Here is a 16292-nt window from a genome sequence, read left to right on the forward strand (position 1 = left end):
ATGAGGAGTCCGGGAATGCGCAGGCCGGGCGTCTGGTGGCGCCGCAAGAGCACGCCGGCGAAGGTCGAGACGTACACCCGGTGGTCCTTCCACTTCTTCGGGGTGGTGGAGGTCACCGCGATCGGGCTGCCGGTGTTCCAGCCCGTGGGCGTCCGCCCGGGGCTCCTGCTGTTCCTGCTGCTGTGCGGGCACGCCGTGCTGTGCTCGGTGACCGCGTCCCGGGCGCTCGACTGGACGCGCGGCAGCCGGGAGCAGCCGATGCGCCTGCTCGTCGTGCTCGGCGCGGTCTCCTGGCTGCTCGGGGCCGCCGTGCTCGCCCTCGCGGAGTACGGGCCCGGGGGCGACGACGTCCTCTCGGCGTCGGTCACGCTCCATGTGGGCATGCTGTCCTTCGGGGCGGGCACCATCGTGCTCGGCATGCGCGACCGGCGGCGGGTGCCGGTGGTCGTGGCCGGGTTCGCCGGGGGTTCCGGCCTGCTGGCGCTGGCGCTGGGTCTCGCCGGACCCGCCGCGCTGGGCACGGCGACGGCCGTCCTGCTGGGCGGCGGTTTCCTCGCCTTCACCTCCGTCTTCTCCGTCTGGCTGCTCGACGCCGTGTTCGAGCTCGACGCGGCCCGCGAGACCCGTACCAGGCTCGCCGTCGCCGAGGAGCGGCTGCGTTTCGGACGCGACCTGCACGACGTGATGGGCCGCAACCTCGCGGTGATCGCGCTGAAGAGCGAGCTGGCCGTGCAGCTCGCGCGCCGCGAACGCCCCGAGGCCGTGGACCAGATGATCGAGGTGCAGCGGATCGCCCACGAGTCGCAGCGTGAGGTCCGCGAGGTCGTACGCGGCTACCGCGAGGCCGACCTGGGAGCCGAACTCGCGGGCGCGCAGGGCGTGCTGACCGCGGCCGGCGTCGACTGCGCGGTGACCGGCTCCGCGGCGGGGCTGCCCCCGGCGGTCCAGTCGGCGCTCGGCTGGGTCGTACGGGAGGCCACCACGAACGTGCTGCGGCACGGGGACGCCCGGCGGTGCCGGGTGTCCCTGGAGCCGGCCGGCGACCGCGTGGTCCTCACGGTCGAGAACGACGGGGTGGAGCGGCCCGCGCAGGACCCGTCCGGTGCCTCCCCGCCCCGGGGCGCCGCCGGGCCCGGCGGCGGGTCCGGTCTGGCCGGGCTGCGGGAGCGGCTGGCCGCGGTGGCCGGGACGCTGGAGGCGGGTCCCGTCGACGGCGACCTGTTCCGGGTCGTGGCCGAGGTGCCGCTGCCTCCCGCCTCCGCGCGCACGTCGTCCTCGGCCGCGTCCTCGGCGGCGTCCTCGGCCGCGTCCTCGGCGGCATCCTCCGTTCCGCGTTCCGTGAGTGAAGAGAGCGAAGAGGTCACCTCATGACGTCCGTACGGCCCATCCGGCTGCTGCTCGCCGACGACGAGCACCTCATCCGGGGGGCGCTCGCCGCGCTGCTGGGTCTCGAGGAGGACCTGCTCGTGGTGGCGGAGGCGGCCGACGGGCCCGAGGCACTGGCGATGGCCCGCGCGCACGAACCCGACGTGGCCGTGCTGGACCTGCAGATGCCCGGCGCCGACGGTGTGAGGGTGGCCACATCGCTGCGGACCGAACTGCCCGCCTGCCGGGTGCTGATCGTGACGAGCCACGGCCGCCCCGGGCACCTCAAGCGGGCGCTGACGGCGGGAGTGCGGGGGTTCGTCCCGAAGACGGTGAGCGCGCGACGGCTCGCGGAGATCATCCGTACCGTGCACGCGGGAAACCGCTACGTCGACCCGGAGTTGGCCGCCGACGCGATCTCGGCCGGGGACTCGCCGCTCACCGCGCGCGAGGCCGAGGTGCTGGAACTGGCCGCCGACGGCGCGCCCGTCGCGGAGATCGCGGAACGGGCCGCGCTCTCCCAGGGGACCGTGCGCAACTACCTGTCGTCGGCCGTGTCCAAACTCGGGGTCGAGAACCGTCACTCGGCGGTGCGTCTCGCACGGGAGCGAGGTTGGGTATAGTTGCTCTCGCGCCACGGCGCAGCGCGGACGTAGCTCAGTTGGTAGAGCGCAACCTTGCCAAGGTTGAGGTCGCCAGTTCGAACCTGGTCGTCCGCTCAGAGCCAAGAACCCCCGGTCACCGACCGGGGGTTCTTTGGTGACCGTCCGCGCTCAGGTCCAGGTCGTACCCGTCAGGCGCTCGTACGCCTCCACGTACTTGGCGCGGGTCGCGTCCACGACCTCCTGGGGCAGGGCGGGCGGCGGCTGCTCGCCGCGGCGGTCCCATCCGGACTCGGCGGAGGTCAGCCAGTCGCGGACGTACTGCTTGTCGAACGAGGGCTGCGCGTGGCCCGGCTCCCAGGTGTCGGCGGGCCAGAAGCGGGACGAGTCCGGGGTCAGCACCTCGTCGGCGATGACGAGCGTCTCACCGTCGCCGTCCAGGCCGAACTCGAACTTCGTGTCCGCGAGGATGATCCCCCGGTCGCGCGCGATGTCACGGCCGCGGCTGTAGACGGCGAGTGTCGCCTGCCGCAGCCTGGCCGCGGTCTCCGCGCCGACCTGGCGGGCGACCTCCTCGTACGCGACGTTCTCGTCGTGCTCGCCGACGGCGGCCTTGGTGGCCGGGGTGAAGATCGGGCCGGGCAGCTCCGAGCCGTCGCTCAGCCCCTCGGGCAGGGCGAGACCGCAGACGGTACGGGTCTCCTCGTACTCGGCGAGACCCGAGCCGGTGAGATAGCCGCGGGCGACGCACTCGACCGGGACCATCCGCAGGGACTTGCAGATCAGGGTGCGGCCCTGCCACTCGGCGGGCGCGCCGGGCGGCGGTTCGGTGCCCAGGACGTGGTTCGGCAGCAGATCGGCGATCTTGTCGAACCACCAGAGCGAGAGCTGCGTCAGGACGCGGCCCTTGTCGGGGATCTCCGTGGGCAGCACCCAGTCGTACGCGGAGATGCGGTCGCTGGCGACCATCACGAGGTCGCCCGCCTCGTTCTGGTACAGGTCGCGCACCTTGCCGGTGTGCAGGTGCACCAGACCCGGGACCTCTGGGGCCTCGGGCTTTTCGACGAATCCGGACACGGTTCCTCCCCGTGGTTCTGGCTGAATGCCTCGATTCTCCCGTACGGGAGGCCCGTACCCGGCCAGGGGTGGGTGTGAAGTCCGTACGAGGGCCCGCCGGGTGGCCTCAGTCGCGTTTGCAGATGCGGTCCAGGAGGTTGGCGGTGGCCCGCTGGACCCGGGTGTCGACGTGGCCCGGACGGTCCAGGGCCGGGGACCAGGCGAAGGTGCCGGAGGCGAAGACGAGGGCTCCGGAGTGCGCGCGGTACAGGGACGTCTCCTGGTGGCGGACGGCGCCCTCCGTGTCCCGGTACGGGGAGTGGGAGAGCAGGATGCGTCCCTGGTGCTCGGGAAGCACGGTACGGGGGAAGTAGCGGTCGGCCTCGCCCGCCACCATGCCCTCCAGTTCGTCGCCCTCGTGGGCGCCGGTCGCCTCCCACATCCAGTGGTCGGCGTTGCGGACGACGAGCGGGTGGGCCTCCGGGACCCGGCCCGCGTACTGGATGCCGAGGAGTTCCTGCTCCGGGCGGTCGATCTCGCGCCACAGTGCGGACTTCCCGGGTCCGCGGCGCTTGCGGCAGGTGAGCAGCCGGTCGGGGACGCCGGACGCGGAGGGCGCCAGCTCGACCTGCCAGTACATGGTGTTGGCGGAGAGGAAGACGAGGGAGGTGCCCTGCTCGCGGGCGACGTCCACGGTGCGGCGCATGGCGATGGACCAGTACTCGTCGTGGCCCGGAAAGACCAGGCCCCGGTAGCGCGTGGGGTCGACGCGGCCGGCGTGCAGGTCGCGGGCGTCGGCGTACGCGAGGTCGTAGCCGTAGCGCTCGGCCCAGCGGATGAAGTCGTAGGCGTGGCCCACGTGCAGCGGCAGGCCCGCGCCCGCGTACGGGCGGTCGAAGGAGACCGTCGTCGCGGCGTCGGCCTCGCCGAGCAGCCTGCCCTCCTCGTCCCACGCGTGGTAGAGGCTCGCGCCCGTGCGGCCGTCCTCCGGGTAGAGGTTGTACGCCTGCCAGGTGATGTCCGGCAGGACCAGCAGCAGGTCGGCGGGGCTGTCGTCGCGGACCGTGAACGGGATGTGGGAGCGGTGCCCGTCGTCGGTGGTGAGGACGGCCACGTACGCGCCGACGCTCCAGTACGACGGGACCTGCAGCCGCCAGGAGAGCCACCAGTGGTGGCAGGAGACCGTGCGCTCCGCGGTGAGCGGGGGCGGCTGGACGATCCCGGAGAGCCGCGGACTGGTGGTGATCTTGCTGGCTCCGTCGCCCCCGTAGTGCCCGATGCGGTAGATGTCGACGCCGAACTGCTGGGGCGGGTCCACCGTGATGTGGAAGTCGAGGGCCTCGCCGGGGGCGACCGCGCCGGCGGAGGTGAAGCCCTTGATCTGGCGGTGGACGTCGTCGGCCGTGCGGGGGCCTCCGGCGGCCGTGCGGGGCGTGGGGACGCGCGGGCCGGTGCTGCGGTACCGGTCGCCGTCCGCCGCGCCGGGGTGCGGGGTGTGGTCCACGTACCAGGGGACGACGTGGCCCGTGTCGTCGAAGTAGTTCTCGCTGCCGCGCAGCCAGGGGACGGGGCCCTGGCCGAAGGGGTCCGTGACGGCGTGTGCCAGCGCTCCCGACTCCCAGCGGCGGATCTGCTCGGTCCCCATGCGGCGTTCCCTCCCTCGTACACCGTCTGCCCCGGCGGGCCTCGCACGTCCGTACTGTGCGAATGCCGGCCTCAGCACATCACATTACGCATGCACACCGTCACCGTTCGTCGCGAATTTCCTTCGGTGCGTGGGGAGATGGGGGCTGGGGCGCCTCTGCCGGTGGCCCGGGGGGCCGGGGAGCCGGGGGGCCGGGGAGCCGGGGGGGGGCAGGGGGGTCAGACCAGGCGGACCGGTTTCTCGGGGCGGACGCCCACGTTCAGGAGCCAGGCCCGCAGGGGGGCCGGATCGCCCTCCTCGATGAGGCTGAGGACCCGGGGGCCCAGGTCGGCCGAGCGCTCGCCGCCGACGAGGAGGGACGGGCCGTCCAGCCAGTCGAGGCCCGGTGTCGCCCCGGCCGTGTCCATGGCCGCGCAGCAGACCATCGCCGTCACGTGGTCGCCCAGCAGGTCGCGGCCCGTGCGCGGCGGTTGCAGGGGGAAGAGCGGCAGCGCGCCGTCGTCCCAGAGCCCCAGGTCGGGTCCGCCCTGCCCGGCGGCGCCCGCGGACGGCGCCGCGGGCTCGGCGGCCACGGCGGCCTCCTCGCGCGCCAGCGCGGCGCTCAGGCCGGCCGCCAGCGCCGCGCTCCGCTCGGTGGCCGGACCGCCGTCCTCGTCGCTGTAACCGGAACCGGGGTCGGGGTCGGGGCTGGGGTCGGGGCTGGGGTCTGGGTCGGGGCCGGCTCTGTGGCTGTCCGGAGCGGGAGCGGGGGCGGGGGCGACCGCGGCGTGGGACGGGTCACCGGTCCGCGGGTCACCGGTCCGCAGTTCACCGATCCACAGGTCATCGGTCCGCAGGTCATCGGTCCGCGCGTCACCGGGCCGCAGTTCATCGGGCTGTGCGTCACCGGTCCGCGCGTCACCACCGGTCCGCGGGTCCGGCGGTGGTGGCGGCTTCGTGGTCAGGTGGTCCAGGACCCGGGACAGGGTCGGGCCCGCCGGGTCCGGGGCGCCCGGCTGCGCCGTGCGGGACACGCCCAGCGTGTCCAGCACCCGGTGCAGCCGCGCCGCGTCCGTACGCCACTTGCGGTCGACCACCTCGTCCGGGTACTCGGCCCAGTCGACCGGCGCCCAGTCGGGGCCGGCCCCGGCGGGTCCGCCGTGGAAGAGGCGGGCGGCTAGCAGGGACGTCGCCTCGTCGATCGCGCCCGGCTCCTCCAGCAGGTCGCAGGCGGGACGTTCGCCGAGCCGGGAGGCGAAGCCCTCGGCGAGCCGGTCGCGCCGGGAGAGCTCGGTGAGCGCCGCGACGACACCGGCGTCCAGCCGGGACGGCCACCGCCCCATGCGCCAGGCGGGCAGCGCGACCCTGGTCAGCAGCCGGTCCCAGCCCGCGTACGCCAGGCCCACCTGCTCCTGGGCGACGATCCGCAGGCCGTAGTCCACCGCCTGGGCGCGCTCCGCCGCCGCCGCGGCCACCCCCCGCTCCATCTCGGCCGCGTGCCCGCGGCAGCCGCGCAGCAGGATCCTGGTGATCCAGCCGGCCCCGCCGAGCACCAGCCGGGCCAGGGGGTTGCGTCCGGACGCCGACGTCACGGCCACGGCCGCGTCCAGACCGCGTACGAAGCGCCGGGCCGCGGCTATGTCGGGGTGCGCCGACGGTCCCGTACCGGCGACGACCGGTGCGAGGACGGCGCGCAGTTCGCCGACCCGCATCCACCACATGAAGGGTGAACCGATGACCAGGACGGGCGCGTCGGGCGTGCGCCGGTGGGCCGACGGCAGGCCCCGGCCGCCCTCCGTCTCGTCCCCGGAGCGCGTGCGGGACGGTCCGTGGGAGGGGTGGGTGCGGTCCTCCAGCCAGCTGTCGCAGTCGGGGGTGAGCGCTATCGCGGAGGGGGCGGGCACCTCGAGGCGGTCGGCCAGGTCCCGCACCATGCGGTACAGGTCCGGCGCCGACTCCTCGGCGACCGCGACCGTGGGGCTCACCGCGGGCCGCGAACGGGCGACGAGCAGCGCGACACCCGCCGCGCAGAGCAGCACGAAGGCGGCGAACCCCGTCACGGCCGCGCGCGCCACACCCCAGCCGGGGCCGTCGATGTGCCCGGTCGACCCGCCGGCGAGCAGGACGACGGCGACGGCCGCGGGCAGCAGGGCGACGGCCGACGCCCTGCTGCGGATGCGCAGCACGGCGAGAGCCCGTGAGCGCGCGGCCTGCGCACCCGACTCCACTCCCATACCGGACACGACCGGTGTCACCCCCTACTGCCCGTCCGGCGTGTGCCTACCCAGCCACCGCCGGCGGACGTCCATGGCGTTGCTCACTCCCCCACTGTGGCACCCACGACAGACATCGCAATGCCGGTGGGCCAAGTGCCGGAACGCTTGCGCCGCACCATAGTTGGGGCCCCGGCCGTCGTCAGCCGGATGGCGGAACGGTCACTCGATGGAATGGCTTTGGCTAGAGGTAGCTGACGAACGGGCCCCGGATCCTGTGCCGGATCCGGGGCCCGAAGGTGCCGTGCGTAGGGTGGCGGCGCAGGTGACAGCCCGTAACCCAGGGTTACTCCGGTTACTCGGCGGCGGCCTCCGCCACCTTCGCCGCGATGTCCGTACGGTGCTGGGAGCCGTCGAGGCGGATCCGGCCGACCGCCGCGTAGGCGCGGGCGCGGGCCTCGGTGAGGTCCGTGCCGCTCGCGGTGACGGAGAGCACCCGGCCGCCCGCGCTGAGGACCGCGTCGCCGTCCCGCTTCGTACCGGCGTGCAGGACGTACGTGTGCGGGGCGTCCTGGGCCGCCACCTCGTCGAGCCCTTCGACGGGGTCGCCGGTGCGGGGGGTGCCGGGGTAGTTGTGCGAGGCGATGACCACGGTCACGGCCGCGTCGTCGCTCCAGCGCAGCGGTTCGAGGTCGGCGAGGGTGCCGTTCGCCGCCGCGAGGAGGACACCGGCGAGCGGGGTCTTCAGCCGGGCGAGGACGACCTGGGTCTCGGGGTCGCCGAACCGGGCGTTGAACTCGATGACCCGGACTCCGCGCGAGGTGATCGCGAGACCGGCGTAGAGCAGCCCGGAGAACGGGGTGCCGCGGCGGCGCAGCTCGTCGACGGTCGGCTGCAGGACGGTCTGCACGACCTCCTCGACCAGCTTCGGATCGGCCCACGGGAGGGGCGAGTACGCGCCCATGCCGCCGGTGTTGGGGCCCTGGTCGCCGTCGAGGGCGCGCTTGAAGTCCTGGGCCGGCTGCAGCGGGACGACCGTCACGCCGTCGGTGATCGCGAAGAGGGAGACCTCGGGGCCGTCGAGGAACTCCTCGATGACCACGCGGTCGCAGGCGTTGGCGTGGGCCGCCGCGGCGGCGAGGTCGTCGGTCACGACGACGCCCTTGCCGGCGGCGAGGCCGTCGTCCTTCACCACGTACGGGGCGCCGAAGGCGTCGAGCGCCTCGTCGACCTCGGCGGGGGTGGTGCAGACGTACGAGCGGGCGGTGGGCACGCCCGCGCCGGCCATGACGTCCTTGGCGAAGGCCTTCGAGCCCTCCAGCCGGGCCGCCTCCCGCGAGGGACCGAACACCGGGATGCCCGCCTCGCGCACGGCGTCGGCGACCCCGGCCACCAGGGGTGCCTCCGGGCCGACGATCACCAGCTCGGCTTCGAGGCCCTTGGCCAGCGCGGCCACGGCCCCGCCGTCGAGGGCGTCGACCTGGTGCAGCCGGGCCACCTCGGCGATGCCCGCGTTGCCTGGGGCACAGTGCAGCGCGGTGACGTCGGGATCGAGGGAGAGGGAGCGGCACAGGGCATGTTCGCGGGCGCCGCCGCCGATTACTAGGACCTTCACGGGGGTCAGCCTAGCGGGGCGCCCGCCCGGCGGTTCCCCGGTGCGGGGGCGGCTCCGCCGGCTACTCGTTCGTGAACTCCTCGACCACCGTCGCGCCCAGTTCCCGCACGATCAGTTCGTGGCCCGACAGGGCCGACTCGTCGAGGTCGGGATCGTCGTCCTCCGGGGTGTCGTCCTCCGGGGAGATGGGGGGCGGCTCCGCGGCGGCGGGGCGGGGCGGGGGCCGGTGGGCCGACGCGGACGGCGCGCCGCCGCCCTGGGCCGGCGGCTGGGCCTGGGACGCGGGGCCGGCGGCCGGTCCGGGGGCCGGGGCCGACTGCTGCGTGGCGGGGCGGGGCGCGCCCTGCTGTGCCGCCGCACCACTCGACGCGTACCCTCCGCCGCCGCCTGCGCCTGCGCCACCGCCGCCGTAACCGCCGTGGCCGTAACCGCCGTGACCGCCACCCGGCGCGGGCGGCGGTGGGGCCGAGCCTCCGGACGGGTCGATGACCGCCTCGATCTTCCACTGCACGTTGAACAGCTCGGACAGCGCCTGCCGCAGCACTTCCTCGCTGCCGCTGCCGGCGAAGTTGTCCCGCGCGCCGGCGCGTTGACGAAGCCGATCTGCAGGGTCGTGCCGTCGAAGCCGGTGACCTGGGCGTTCTGGCTGAGCAGGATCCAGGTGAAGCGGCGCCGGTTCTTCACCGCCTCCAGGATGTTCGGCCAGAGCGTCCTGGGGTCGGGGCCACCGCCCGGCGGAGCGGAGAGGGCGGGGGCCGCGGCGCTCTGGGGGGCGGGGGGAAGGACCTGGGCGTACGACGGGGACGGCGGGACCGACGGGGACGGCTGAGCCGCGCCGGAACCGGCCGGACCGCCCGGGGCGGGGGTGGCGGGCACGCCGGACGGGGGCTGCCCGCCACCGGCGGGCGTGGCGGTGGGCCAGCCGCCGGGACGCCGCCCGCTGCCCGCGGCCGTCGCGGCGGGCCAGGCTCCGGGCGCGCTGCCGGCCGGAGGGGTGGGGGGAGCCGGGGCCGGAGGATCGGGAGGAGATGTGTACGCGGCCACGGCGGGGGCCTGGGGGGCGGGGGCGGCAGCGGCGGGCACGGCGGCGGCCTGGGCGGCGAGGGGCTGGGCCGGGTTTTGAGCTTGATTGTGGGCCTGGACCGTCCCGTACCCCGTGTCGCCACCGGGGCCGACGGGTCCACCGGGGGCACCTTGCCCCCCTCCCGCGCCCGGTCCGGCACCCCGCACGGCGGCACGGGCCGCGGCGACCCCGCCACCGGCCGGAACGGAGGGGGCCGGACCGCCGACGGGCCCACCGCCCTGCGCCCCCGCAGCCGCCGCGCCCGCTCCCGCGTGGGCGTCGGGCCCGGGCACGTACCCCAGGGGCACCCCGGAAGCGCCGGCCGCGGTGAAGTTCACGCCGCGCTCGATCCGGTCGAGCCGGGCCATGACGGACCGCTCGTCCCCGTACGCGGCCGGCAGCAGCACGCGCGCGCAGATCAACTCGAGCTGGAGGCGGGGCGAGGTGGCCCCCCGCATCTCCGTCAGCCCATCGTTGACGAGGTCGGCGGCGCGGCTCAGTTCGGCGGCGCCGAACACACTCGCCTGGGCCGTCATGCGCTCCACCACGTCGACGGGGGCGTCGATGAGCCCCTTCTCACCGGCGTCGGGCACGGCGGCCAGGATCACGAGGTCCCGCAGCCGCTCCAGCAGGTCGGCGACGAAGCGGCGGGGGTCGTTGCCGCCCTCGATGACCCGGTCGACGACCTCGAAGGCGGCGGCGCCGTCGCCCGCGGCGAAGGCCTCGACCACGGAGTCGAGCAGCGAGCCGTCCGTATAACCGAGGAGGGAGGTGGCCATGGCGTACGTCACACCGTTGTCCCGGGCCCCCGCGAGGAGCTGGTCCATGACGGACATCGAGTCACGCACGGACCCGGCGCCGGCCCGCACGACGAGCGGGAGCACCCCGTCCTCGATGGGCATGCCCTCGCGCCCGCAGACCTCGCCGAGGTACTCCCGCAGGGTCCCGGGCGGAACCAGCCGGAACGGATAATGATGCGTCCGCGACCGGATGGTCCCGATGACCTTCTCGGGCTCGGTGGTGGCGAAGATGAACTTGAGGTGCTCCGGCGGCTCCTCGACGACCTTCAGCAGCGCGTTGAAGCCGGCCGACGTGACCATGTGGGCCTCGTCGATGATGTAGATCTTGTAGCGGCTGCTCGCGGGCCCGAAGAACGCTTTCTCCCGCAGGTCACGGGCGTCGTCCACACCACCGTGGGAGGCGGCGTCGATCTCGATGACGTCGATGGACCCCGGCCCGTTCCTCGCGAGGTCCTGGCAGGACTGGCACGCGCCGCACGGGGTGGGCGTGGGGCCCTGCTCGCAGTTCAGGCAGCGGGCGAGGATCCGCGCGCTGGTCGTCTTCCCGCAGCCGCGCGGCCCGCTGAACAGGTACGCGTGATTGACCCGGTTGTTCCGCAGCGCCTGCTGCAACGGGTCGGTGACATGCTCCTGCCCGATGACCTCGGCGAACGACTCCGGGCGATAACGGCGGTACAGCGCGAGAGACGACACGCGTACGAGGTTATAGGCGCCCACTGACATCGAGGACCGCCCGCGGAACGTCTCCCGCCGAACCCCGCCACCGGCACTCCGCCCGGCCCTCGCCCGGCCCCCGGAAACGCAAGCGCCCCCCACGCACCCGCCAGAGCCGACCTACCCTTGCTGCCTTCCGGCCCTGGGGGAGTTCAGTCAGATAGCGCCACGTGAGGGGCTGCGCACACAGTACCCGATCCGAGCGGGGGGAACGAGTTCGCGAGCACGGCTCAACGTCTTGTATTGTTTGCCGCGGAGGATTCGCCTAGTGGCCTAGGGCGCACGCTTGGAAAGCGTGTTGGGGGCAACCCCTCACGAGTTCGAATCTCGTATCCTCCGCCAGTGCCTCACCGGGCACGATGTCGAAGGGCCCCACCGTTCGCGGTGGGGCCCTTCGACGGTTCTCAGCTCCCGTTGTCCTGGTTTTTGTCCACAACGGGTGCCGCGGGCCCCCAGATGGCATCCGCGATCTTCCGAGCGACGTCCTTCAGCATGGCGTCCGGCACGTGCAGATAGCGCGCCCGCATCCGTGCGGAGGTGCCCGGCTCCCACCCCATGATCTGATCGATAACCCTGGCCGGGACCCCGAGCAGCATGAGCACGGTAGCCGCAGTGTGCCGAGCGTCGTGCAGCCGGCCGTCCCGCACCTGCGCGTCCGCCAGGAGCCGCTTCCAGTCGTGATAGTCCGTGTTCGGGCTCAACGGGCCGCCCAGCGCCCTGGTGAACACGTAGTCCGACTCGATCCACAGGTTGCCCGCGGTCTTGCGCTCGCGCGCCTGTACCTCGGCATGCGCGCGGAGCATGGCAACCAGCGGACCCGGCAGGGGCACCGCGCGGCGGCCGGCGCGAGACTTGGTGTTCTTGGTCTCGCGCCGGACCTGCTTCCGGCTCGGGCAGTACCCCGCCTTCCGGCTGCACGGCGAGGCTTCCGGACACCCGTGCTCGTAGCGGGGGCGCAGACGGTTGCGGCGCAGTTTGAGGTACTCGTTGTCCAGGTCGACGTCAGACCAGCGCAGTCCGAGCGTCTCGCCCTGTCGCAGACCGAGCGCGAGCGCGAGCATCCAGCGGGCGCTGTTCCGGCGCTTGTTCACCTCGATCAGCAGACTCTGCACCTCGTCCAGCGAGTAGGGCTCCACCTCGTCCTCCGCCTCTTCCATCCGCGGGGGCTTGGCCAGCGCGGCAGCGTTCTTTGCCACGTGGCCGCGCCGTGCCGCTTCCCCGAGGGCGGTCCGGATGGTGCGGTGCGCCTGGTGAGCCGTACCGGCCTTGCTCCCGCTCTTCTGCATCCGGCGGTACAGGCTTTCCAGGTGCTCCGGCTCCAAGCGGTCGAGGCGGTGCTTGCCGACACCGGGCACGAGGTGCACGCGCACGGCCACCTCGTAGCCGTCGTAGGTGTTCTCGCTCACAGTTGGTTTGGCGATGTTCTCGACCCAGTGCCACAGCCACTTGTCGACCGTCCACGGCTTGCCGGGCTGTTGCGCCGAACCCTCGTCACGCTGCTTCTCCAACTTGCGGACTTCGTCGACCAGTTCCTTGCGCGTCGGGCGCGTCAGGTGCCGGCGGTAGGGCGTCCCGTCGTCCTTGTAGCCCATCGGTACGCGGGCGTGCCAGCGCTCGTCTTTCCCGTAGTAGATGGCGGATTCGCCGTTGGCGCGGCGGGTGCGCTTCTTCTCTTCTGCCACAGCCAGACTCCTGTTTTTGGGTACCGAGATCCGGGCGCGGCGGACTGTCCTGTCCGGGACAGTCCGCTGCCCAGGGTGCGGTCAAGCGGCTCGTTGGGCCGCGCGTTGACGGGCGACGTATTCGGCGGGCGCGTCCGCGGGAACTCGTCGGAGCCTGCCGATGGGGATGGACTCCAACTCTCCGGAGCGGATGAGCTGGTAGCAGAAGGTGCGGCCGACTCGAAGGCGGCGGGCCGCCTCTTCAACGGTCAGCAGCACGAGGGTGGGGTCGAATGCGTCGGCGGGACGGACCGTTTCCATTCGGGTGTTGCTCCTTCGTCGCGAGGGGAGGAGCGAGGGCCCGTCGGCCCCCTTCTGGGGTATCCGCCACGTCCGCCACGCCGCCACATCGCAGGTCAGAGCCTTGATCGTGTGGCGGATAGCGGTTTTGTGGCGGATGGGTGCCGCCACACCGGTGGGTGTGGCGGCTTGTGGAGCGGCCGGTTGGGTCAGCCGGTGAGAGTCGGCTGTGTGGCGGTTTCCGCGGACGTGTGGCGGATGGCTGTGGCGGTATCCGCCACGGATGCACCCCCGCTGACCTGGGGTGTGGCGGACGTGGCGGACGTGGCGGATTCTCCGGGGGACGGAGAGCAGTACCGGATCCAGGCGTCCGTGAGGTCTTCCGCGTAGTAGCCCTTGGGGAAGCCGGAGGGGGTGCGGATGCCGCGCGGTTTGATCGGTTTGTTGGCCGGGGTGACGTACTGCCCGAGCAGCCGGGCGAGGGTGCGGGAGTTGATCGGCTTGTCGTCCAGGTCGCCCCATGGGGCGTCGTCCATGCGGAGCAGGCATTCGATGATCGCGGCGGTGGGCATGCGGTCGTCTCCGCAGAACACCTTGTCGCGCAGGTCGGTCAGCAGCCGGACCCCGAGGGAGGCTTCGTCGTTGTCGTGGGAGGCGCTGATCAGTTCCAGGCAGGCGGTACGGGCCCGTGCTGGCCAGTCCCCGCCGGCTGCGTCCGCGACTGCGAGCAGGGGTTCCCAGACGTCGGCAGGCCGGTCGGAGACTCCCTCGGGCAGCTCCGGCCACGCTTGCGCGACTTGGTCGCGGACGGTGTCGGCCCATTTAGCGAGGCGGTCGCGCAGGGCGTGGCCCTGCTTCTCGTGGGTGCGCTGCCGGTAGGGCTCCACTTTCTCGTTGGGGGCGCGCTTGCGCATGCGGACGATGACCGAGCGGGTCAGCACGGTGTCCGGGAGAGAGCCGATGCCTGCCATGGCCACGGCGCAGTAGGAGTTGAAGATCTGTGCGGTTTGGTTGGAGCCGTCTCCGACGCAGCGCAGGGCGCCGCCGATGCGTCGGTAGCCGGCGTTTAGGAACCCGCGCAGGGCTTCATCCGCGCCGGCTTTGGGTCCGAAGATGGTGTCCACCTCGTCGAACAGGACGGTGGGGAGTCCCTCGGCTGAGTCGACCAGCCGGTAGAGGGCGTTGGCGGATGCGGACACCGTGGCGACCGGGCGGGGGGTGAGGGTCTCCACGATCTCCAGGGCCCGTGACTTGCCCGATCCCGGCTCCGGGGACAGGAACGCGATGCGGGGCGTGGTTTCGAAGCAGTCGATGAGGTGGGCGTGTCCGTCCCACAGCGTGACCGCGACGTACGCGGCAGCGGTGGGAAAGATGTTGAACCGGCGGTGGAAGGCTTCCACCTCGTCCAGCAGTACGGCGCCGTCGATGGTGTCGGGTGCGGTCATGCGGCGGCCCTCCCTTCCTGTGCGATGGCGCCGTGCGGGCAGACGCCGATCGTCGCGCGGGTGGTGAGTTCGGTGACGGCTGCGCGGCCTCGGGCGCGTTCGTGGTGCCCGCAGGCACAGAGCCAGTCGGCCACGGGATTGCGGGTGAACCGCACCTGCAACCCCGGGCAGACGCCGAAGACAGCAACCGCCTCCGGATCAAGGACAAGAGCAGTGCGGACGCCTTCGGCGACGACCTTCGGCGCGCCACGGCCGGTCACGGGTGCGGCCGGTTCGGCGAAGCCGGTCCGAAGCCGGTCCCGGTGGGGGCACCCATGCTTTTCAAGAGGGGGGCGGGGCGGCTGGTCATGCTGCCGCCCTCGGGCGGCAGGTACGGATCGACCAGTCCAGTGCGCTGCGGATCGTGGCCCGGCACTCGGCAGCGGTGAGCCCGGCAGCCTCGCCCTCCCCTTGAAAAGCGTCTTCCACCACGTGGCGGGGGATGTCGCCCCATGCGACGAAGCGGCCCAGGGCACGTGCGCTCTCCAAAAGGCGGACGTTGCGGGTGCCCTCCGGCGCCTGCCGCACGTTCCTGCGACCCCAAATGAGGGCGGCTTCGGCGGCCCGCCCGGTGCGCGCCACGGCCGGCGTGAGCGTGGGCGGGGACGTCGTGGACGGGTGCGGCGGGATGAGCAGGGCCAGCAGTGCCGGGGGCAGAGGGTTGAGGAGCGCGGGACCCTCAATCTCGTACGTCCTGCCGTTGACGACGCTGCCGGCCGCGACGACGTAGCCACCCCACGCTCGGGTGTCGACCAGTGGGGCGAGGGTCCCGGCGGTGTTGTGGAGGCGTACCGCGGCGGGGGCGGTGAAGTACAGATGCGCGCCGCTCGCGGTCCGGATCGTGCGGGTGCGGGGGACGGGCTGCTCGGTGCGCTCGCAGAGCGCCTTAAAGGTCGCCGCGCCGTCAGGCGCGTCCGCACTGCTGTTGCCGTTGTCCTGGCTTTTGGGCTTGTCCAGGTCGATGACGACCAGCCCGGAGGGGCCGGTCGCGATGCCGACGTTGAATGGCGCCTGCGACCATGCGGCACGGATGCGGTCCGGGTCGGTCGTGGCGCGCTGCTCCCACTTGCGGTGTCCGCTCACACAGGGCCCGGTACACGGGCACGCCTGCTCACTGTGCAGGGCGGGCCGCTTGCTGCCGGGCCGCAGGGGGAAGACAGACCAGCCGCGTTCGGCGGCGCTCAGAGCTGCGGATAGCAGCGCGGTACGGGGGACATGGGTCATGCTGGAGACCTCCAACAGGTCTGTTGTGGGCTGGTTGGGCCGGGGCGACCGCGAATCTTTGGCGAGAGGGGCGGTCGCCCCGGGCGTAGCTAGAGGTGCTTGGAGCGGGTGAGTCGGAGAGTGATCCCTCCGACACCGATGGGTCCGGCGGCGCCGGCGATGACGGTGAAGGTGTGGGTGGCGGTATCGAGCAGCGCGCACAGTGCGACGACCAGCCCCCAGCCCCCGAGTGCGGCGGCGCCGGCGATGGCGAGCGGGATGAGGATCCGGCGCCACGGGACGCCGTTCGGGTCGGTGGTGTGGACGACGATGACGACCGGCGCTCCGGTGGCTTCGGCACGGCGGTAGACGTCTGCGGGGACGTGCGGGGCGATGATCCCCGGCGGGTCGCGGTAGGTCATTCGAGCCTTCCTCGGGTGAGGCGCGCGCCGGTGCCCGCAGGGGCTGCGGGGGCGCGTGCGGGTGAGGTGTCAGGCGGGTGTCAGAGGGGTGTTACGGGCCGGTGTGAGGGCGCGTAACGGTGTGTCTGCCTAGGGGTTTGGGTGTTAGGGGCCGTAACACCGTTAGGGGT

General features: G+C 73.1%; 12 protein-coding genes, 2 tRNA genes, 1 other RNA gene and 1 pseudogene. 4 read left to right on the top strand and 12 right to left on the bottom strand.

All coding sequences use genetic code 11. From position 1 onward, the window contains the following. Window positions 1-15: 15 nt before the first annotated feature. The 3 genes from QFZ75_RS18670 to QFZ75_RS18680 all read left to right on the top strand — a co-directional run bounded on the left by QFZ75_RS18670 (window position 16) and on the right by QFZ75_RS18680 (window position 2084). Entirely contained in the window at window positions 16-1371 is a 1356-nt protein-coding gene (locus QFZ75_RS18670; protein WP_307538369.1) for a sensor histidine kinase, read from the top strand. Continuing rightward, a complete protein-coding gene (locus QFZ75_RS18675; protein ID WP_307538371.1) occupies window positions 1368-1988 on the top strand; it encodes a response regulator transcription factor in 621 nt (206 codons plus the stop codon). The genes QFZ75_RS18670 and QFZ75_RS18675 overlap by 4 nt, the downstream gene beginning before the upstream one ends. Before the next feature lie 23 nt (window positions 1989-2011). Beyond that, window positions 2012-2084, top strand: a tRNA-Gly gene (locus tag QFZ75_RS18680). A gap of 54 nt (window positions 2085-2138) precedes the next feature. On the opposite strand, the gene QFZ75_RS18685 is transcribed toward QFZ75_RS18680, so the two are convergent. The 6 genes and pseudogenes from QFZ75_RS18685 to ffs all read right to left on the bottom strand — a co-directional run bounded on the left by QFZ75_RS18685 (window position 2139) and on the right by ffs (window position 11235). Beyond that, window positions 2139-3044 (bottom strand): phosphoribosylaminoimidazolesuccinocarboxamide synthase, encoded by a 906-nt coding sequence (locus tag QFZ75_RS18685; protein ID WP_307538373.1) that lies wholly within the window; start codon window positions 3042-3044, stop codon window positions 2139-2141. A 106-nt stretch (window positions 3045-3150) separates the two neighbouring features. Beyond that, a complete protein-coding gene (locus tag QFZ75_RS18690) occupies window positions 3151-4668 on the bottom strand; it encodes a N,N-dimethylformamidase beta subunit family domain-containing protein (RefSeq protein WP_307538375.1) in 1518 nt (505 codons plus the stop codon). 218 nt (window positions 4669-4886) lie between these two features. Next, window positions 4887-6881, bottom strand: coding sequence for a hypothetical protein (locus QFZ75_RS18695; RefSeq protein ID WP_373466050.1), 1995 nt, complete (start codon window positions 6879-6881; stop codon window positions 4887-4889). Window positions 6882-7215: 334 nt separating this feature from the next. Further along, entirely contained in the window at window positions 7216-8475 is a 1260-nt protein-coding gene (gene purD, locus QFZ75_RS18700; protein WP_307538379.1) for a phosphoribosylamine--glycine ligase, read from the bottom strand. A gap of 61 nt (window positions 8476-8536) precedes the next feature. Continuing rightward, window positions 8537-11031 (bottom strand): annotated as a pseudogene (locus tag QFZ75_RS18705) (DNA polymerase III subunit gamma and tau). A 105-nt stretch (window positions 11032-11136) separates the two neighbouring features. After that, window positions 11137-11235: signal recognition particle sRNA small type (gene ffs / locus QFZ75_RS18710), an RNA gene on the bottom strand. Between the two features lie 71 nt (window positions 11236-11306). Between ffs and QFZ75_RS18715 the strand changes: the two genes are divergently transcribed. Beyond that, window positions 11307-11394: transfer RNA gene (locus QFZ75_RS18715), tRNA-Ser, on the top strand. A 62-nt stretch (window positions 11395-11456) separates the two neighbouring features. Here QFZ75_RS18715 and QFZ75_RS18720 read toward each other — a convergent pair. The 6 genes from QFZ75_RS18720 to QFZ75_RS18745 form a co-directional block, all read right to left on the bottom strand. Beyond that, complete coding sequence (locus tag QFZ75_RS18720) at window positions 11457-12734, bottom strand: site-specific integrase (RefSeq protein ID WP_307538381.1); 1278 nt, start codon at window positions 12732-12734, stop codon at window positions 11457-11459. 81 nt (window positions 12735-12815) lie between these two features. Next, a complete protein-coding gene (locus tag QFZ75_RS18725; protein ID WP_307538382.1) occupies window positions 12816-13034 on the bottom strand; it encodes an excisionase family DNA-binding protein in 219 nt (72 codons plus the stop codon). A gap of 188 nt (window positions 13035-13222) precedes the next feature. After that, window positions 13223-14458: a DUF3631 domain-containing protein gene (locus tag QFZ75_RS18730; RefSeq protein WP_307538384.1), complete on the bottom strand. Its 1236-nt coding sequence runs from the start codon at window positions 14456-14458 to the stop codon at window positions 13223-13225. Beyond that, window positions 14455-14718, bottom strand: coding sequence for a hypothetical protein (locus tag QFZ75_RS18735; protein WP_307538385.1), 264 nt, complete (start codon window positions 14716-14718; stop codon window positions 14455-14457). The genes QFZ75_RS18730 and QFZ75_RS18735 overlap by 4 nt, the downstream gene beginning before the upstream one ends. Before the next feature lie 85 nt (window positions 14719-14803). After that, window positions 14804-15721 (bottom strand): bifunctional DNA primase/polymerase, encoded by a 918-nt coding sequence (locus QFZ75_RS18740; protein ID WP_307538387.1) that lies wholly within the window; start codon window positions 15719-15721, stop codon window positions 14804-14806. 89 nt (window positions 15722-15810) lie between these two features. Further along, window positions 15811-16122, bottom strand: coding sequence for a hypothetical protein (locus QFZ75_RS18745; RefSeq protein WP_307538389.1), 312 nt, complete (start codon window positions 16120-16122; stop codon window positions 15811-15813). Window positions 16123-16292 lie beyond the last annotated feature (170 nt).

The sequence above is a fragment of the Streptomyces sp. V3I8 genome (assembly GCF_030817535.1).
Classification (GTDB): Bacteria; Actinomycetota; Actinomycetes; order Streptomycetales; family Streptomycetaceae; genus Streptomyces.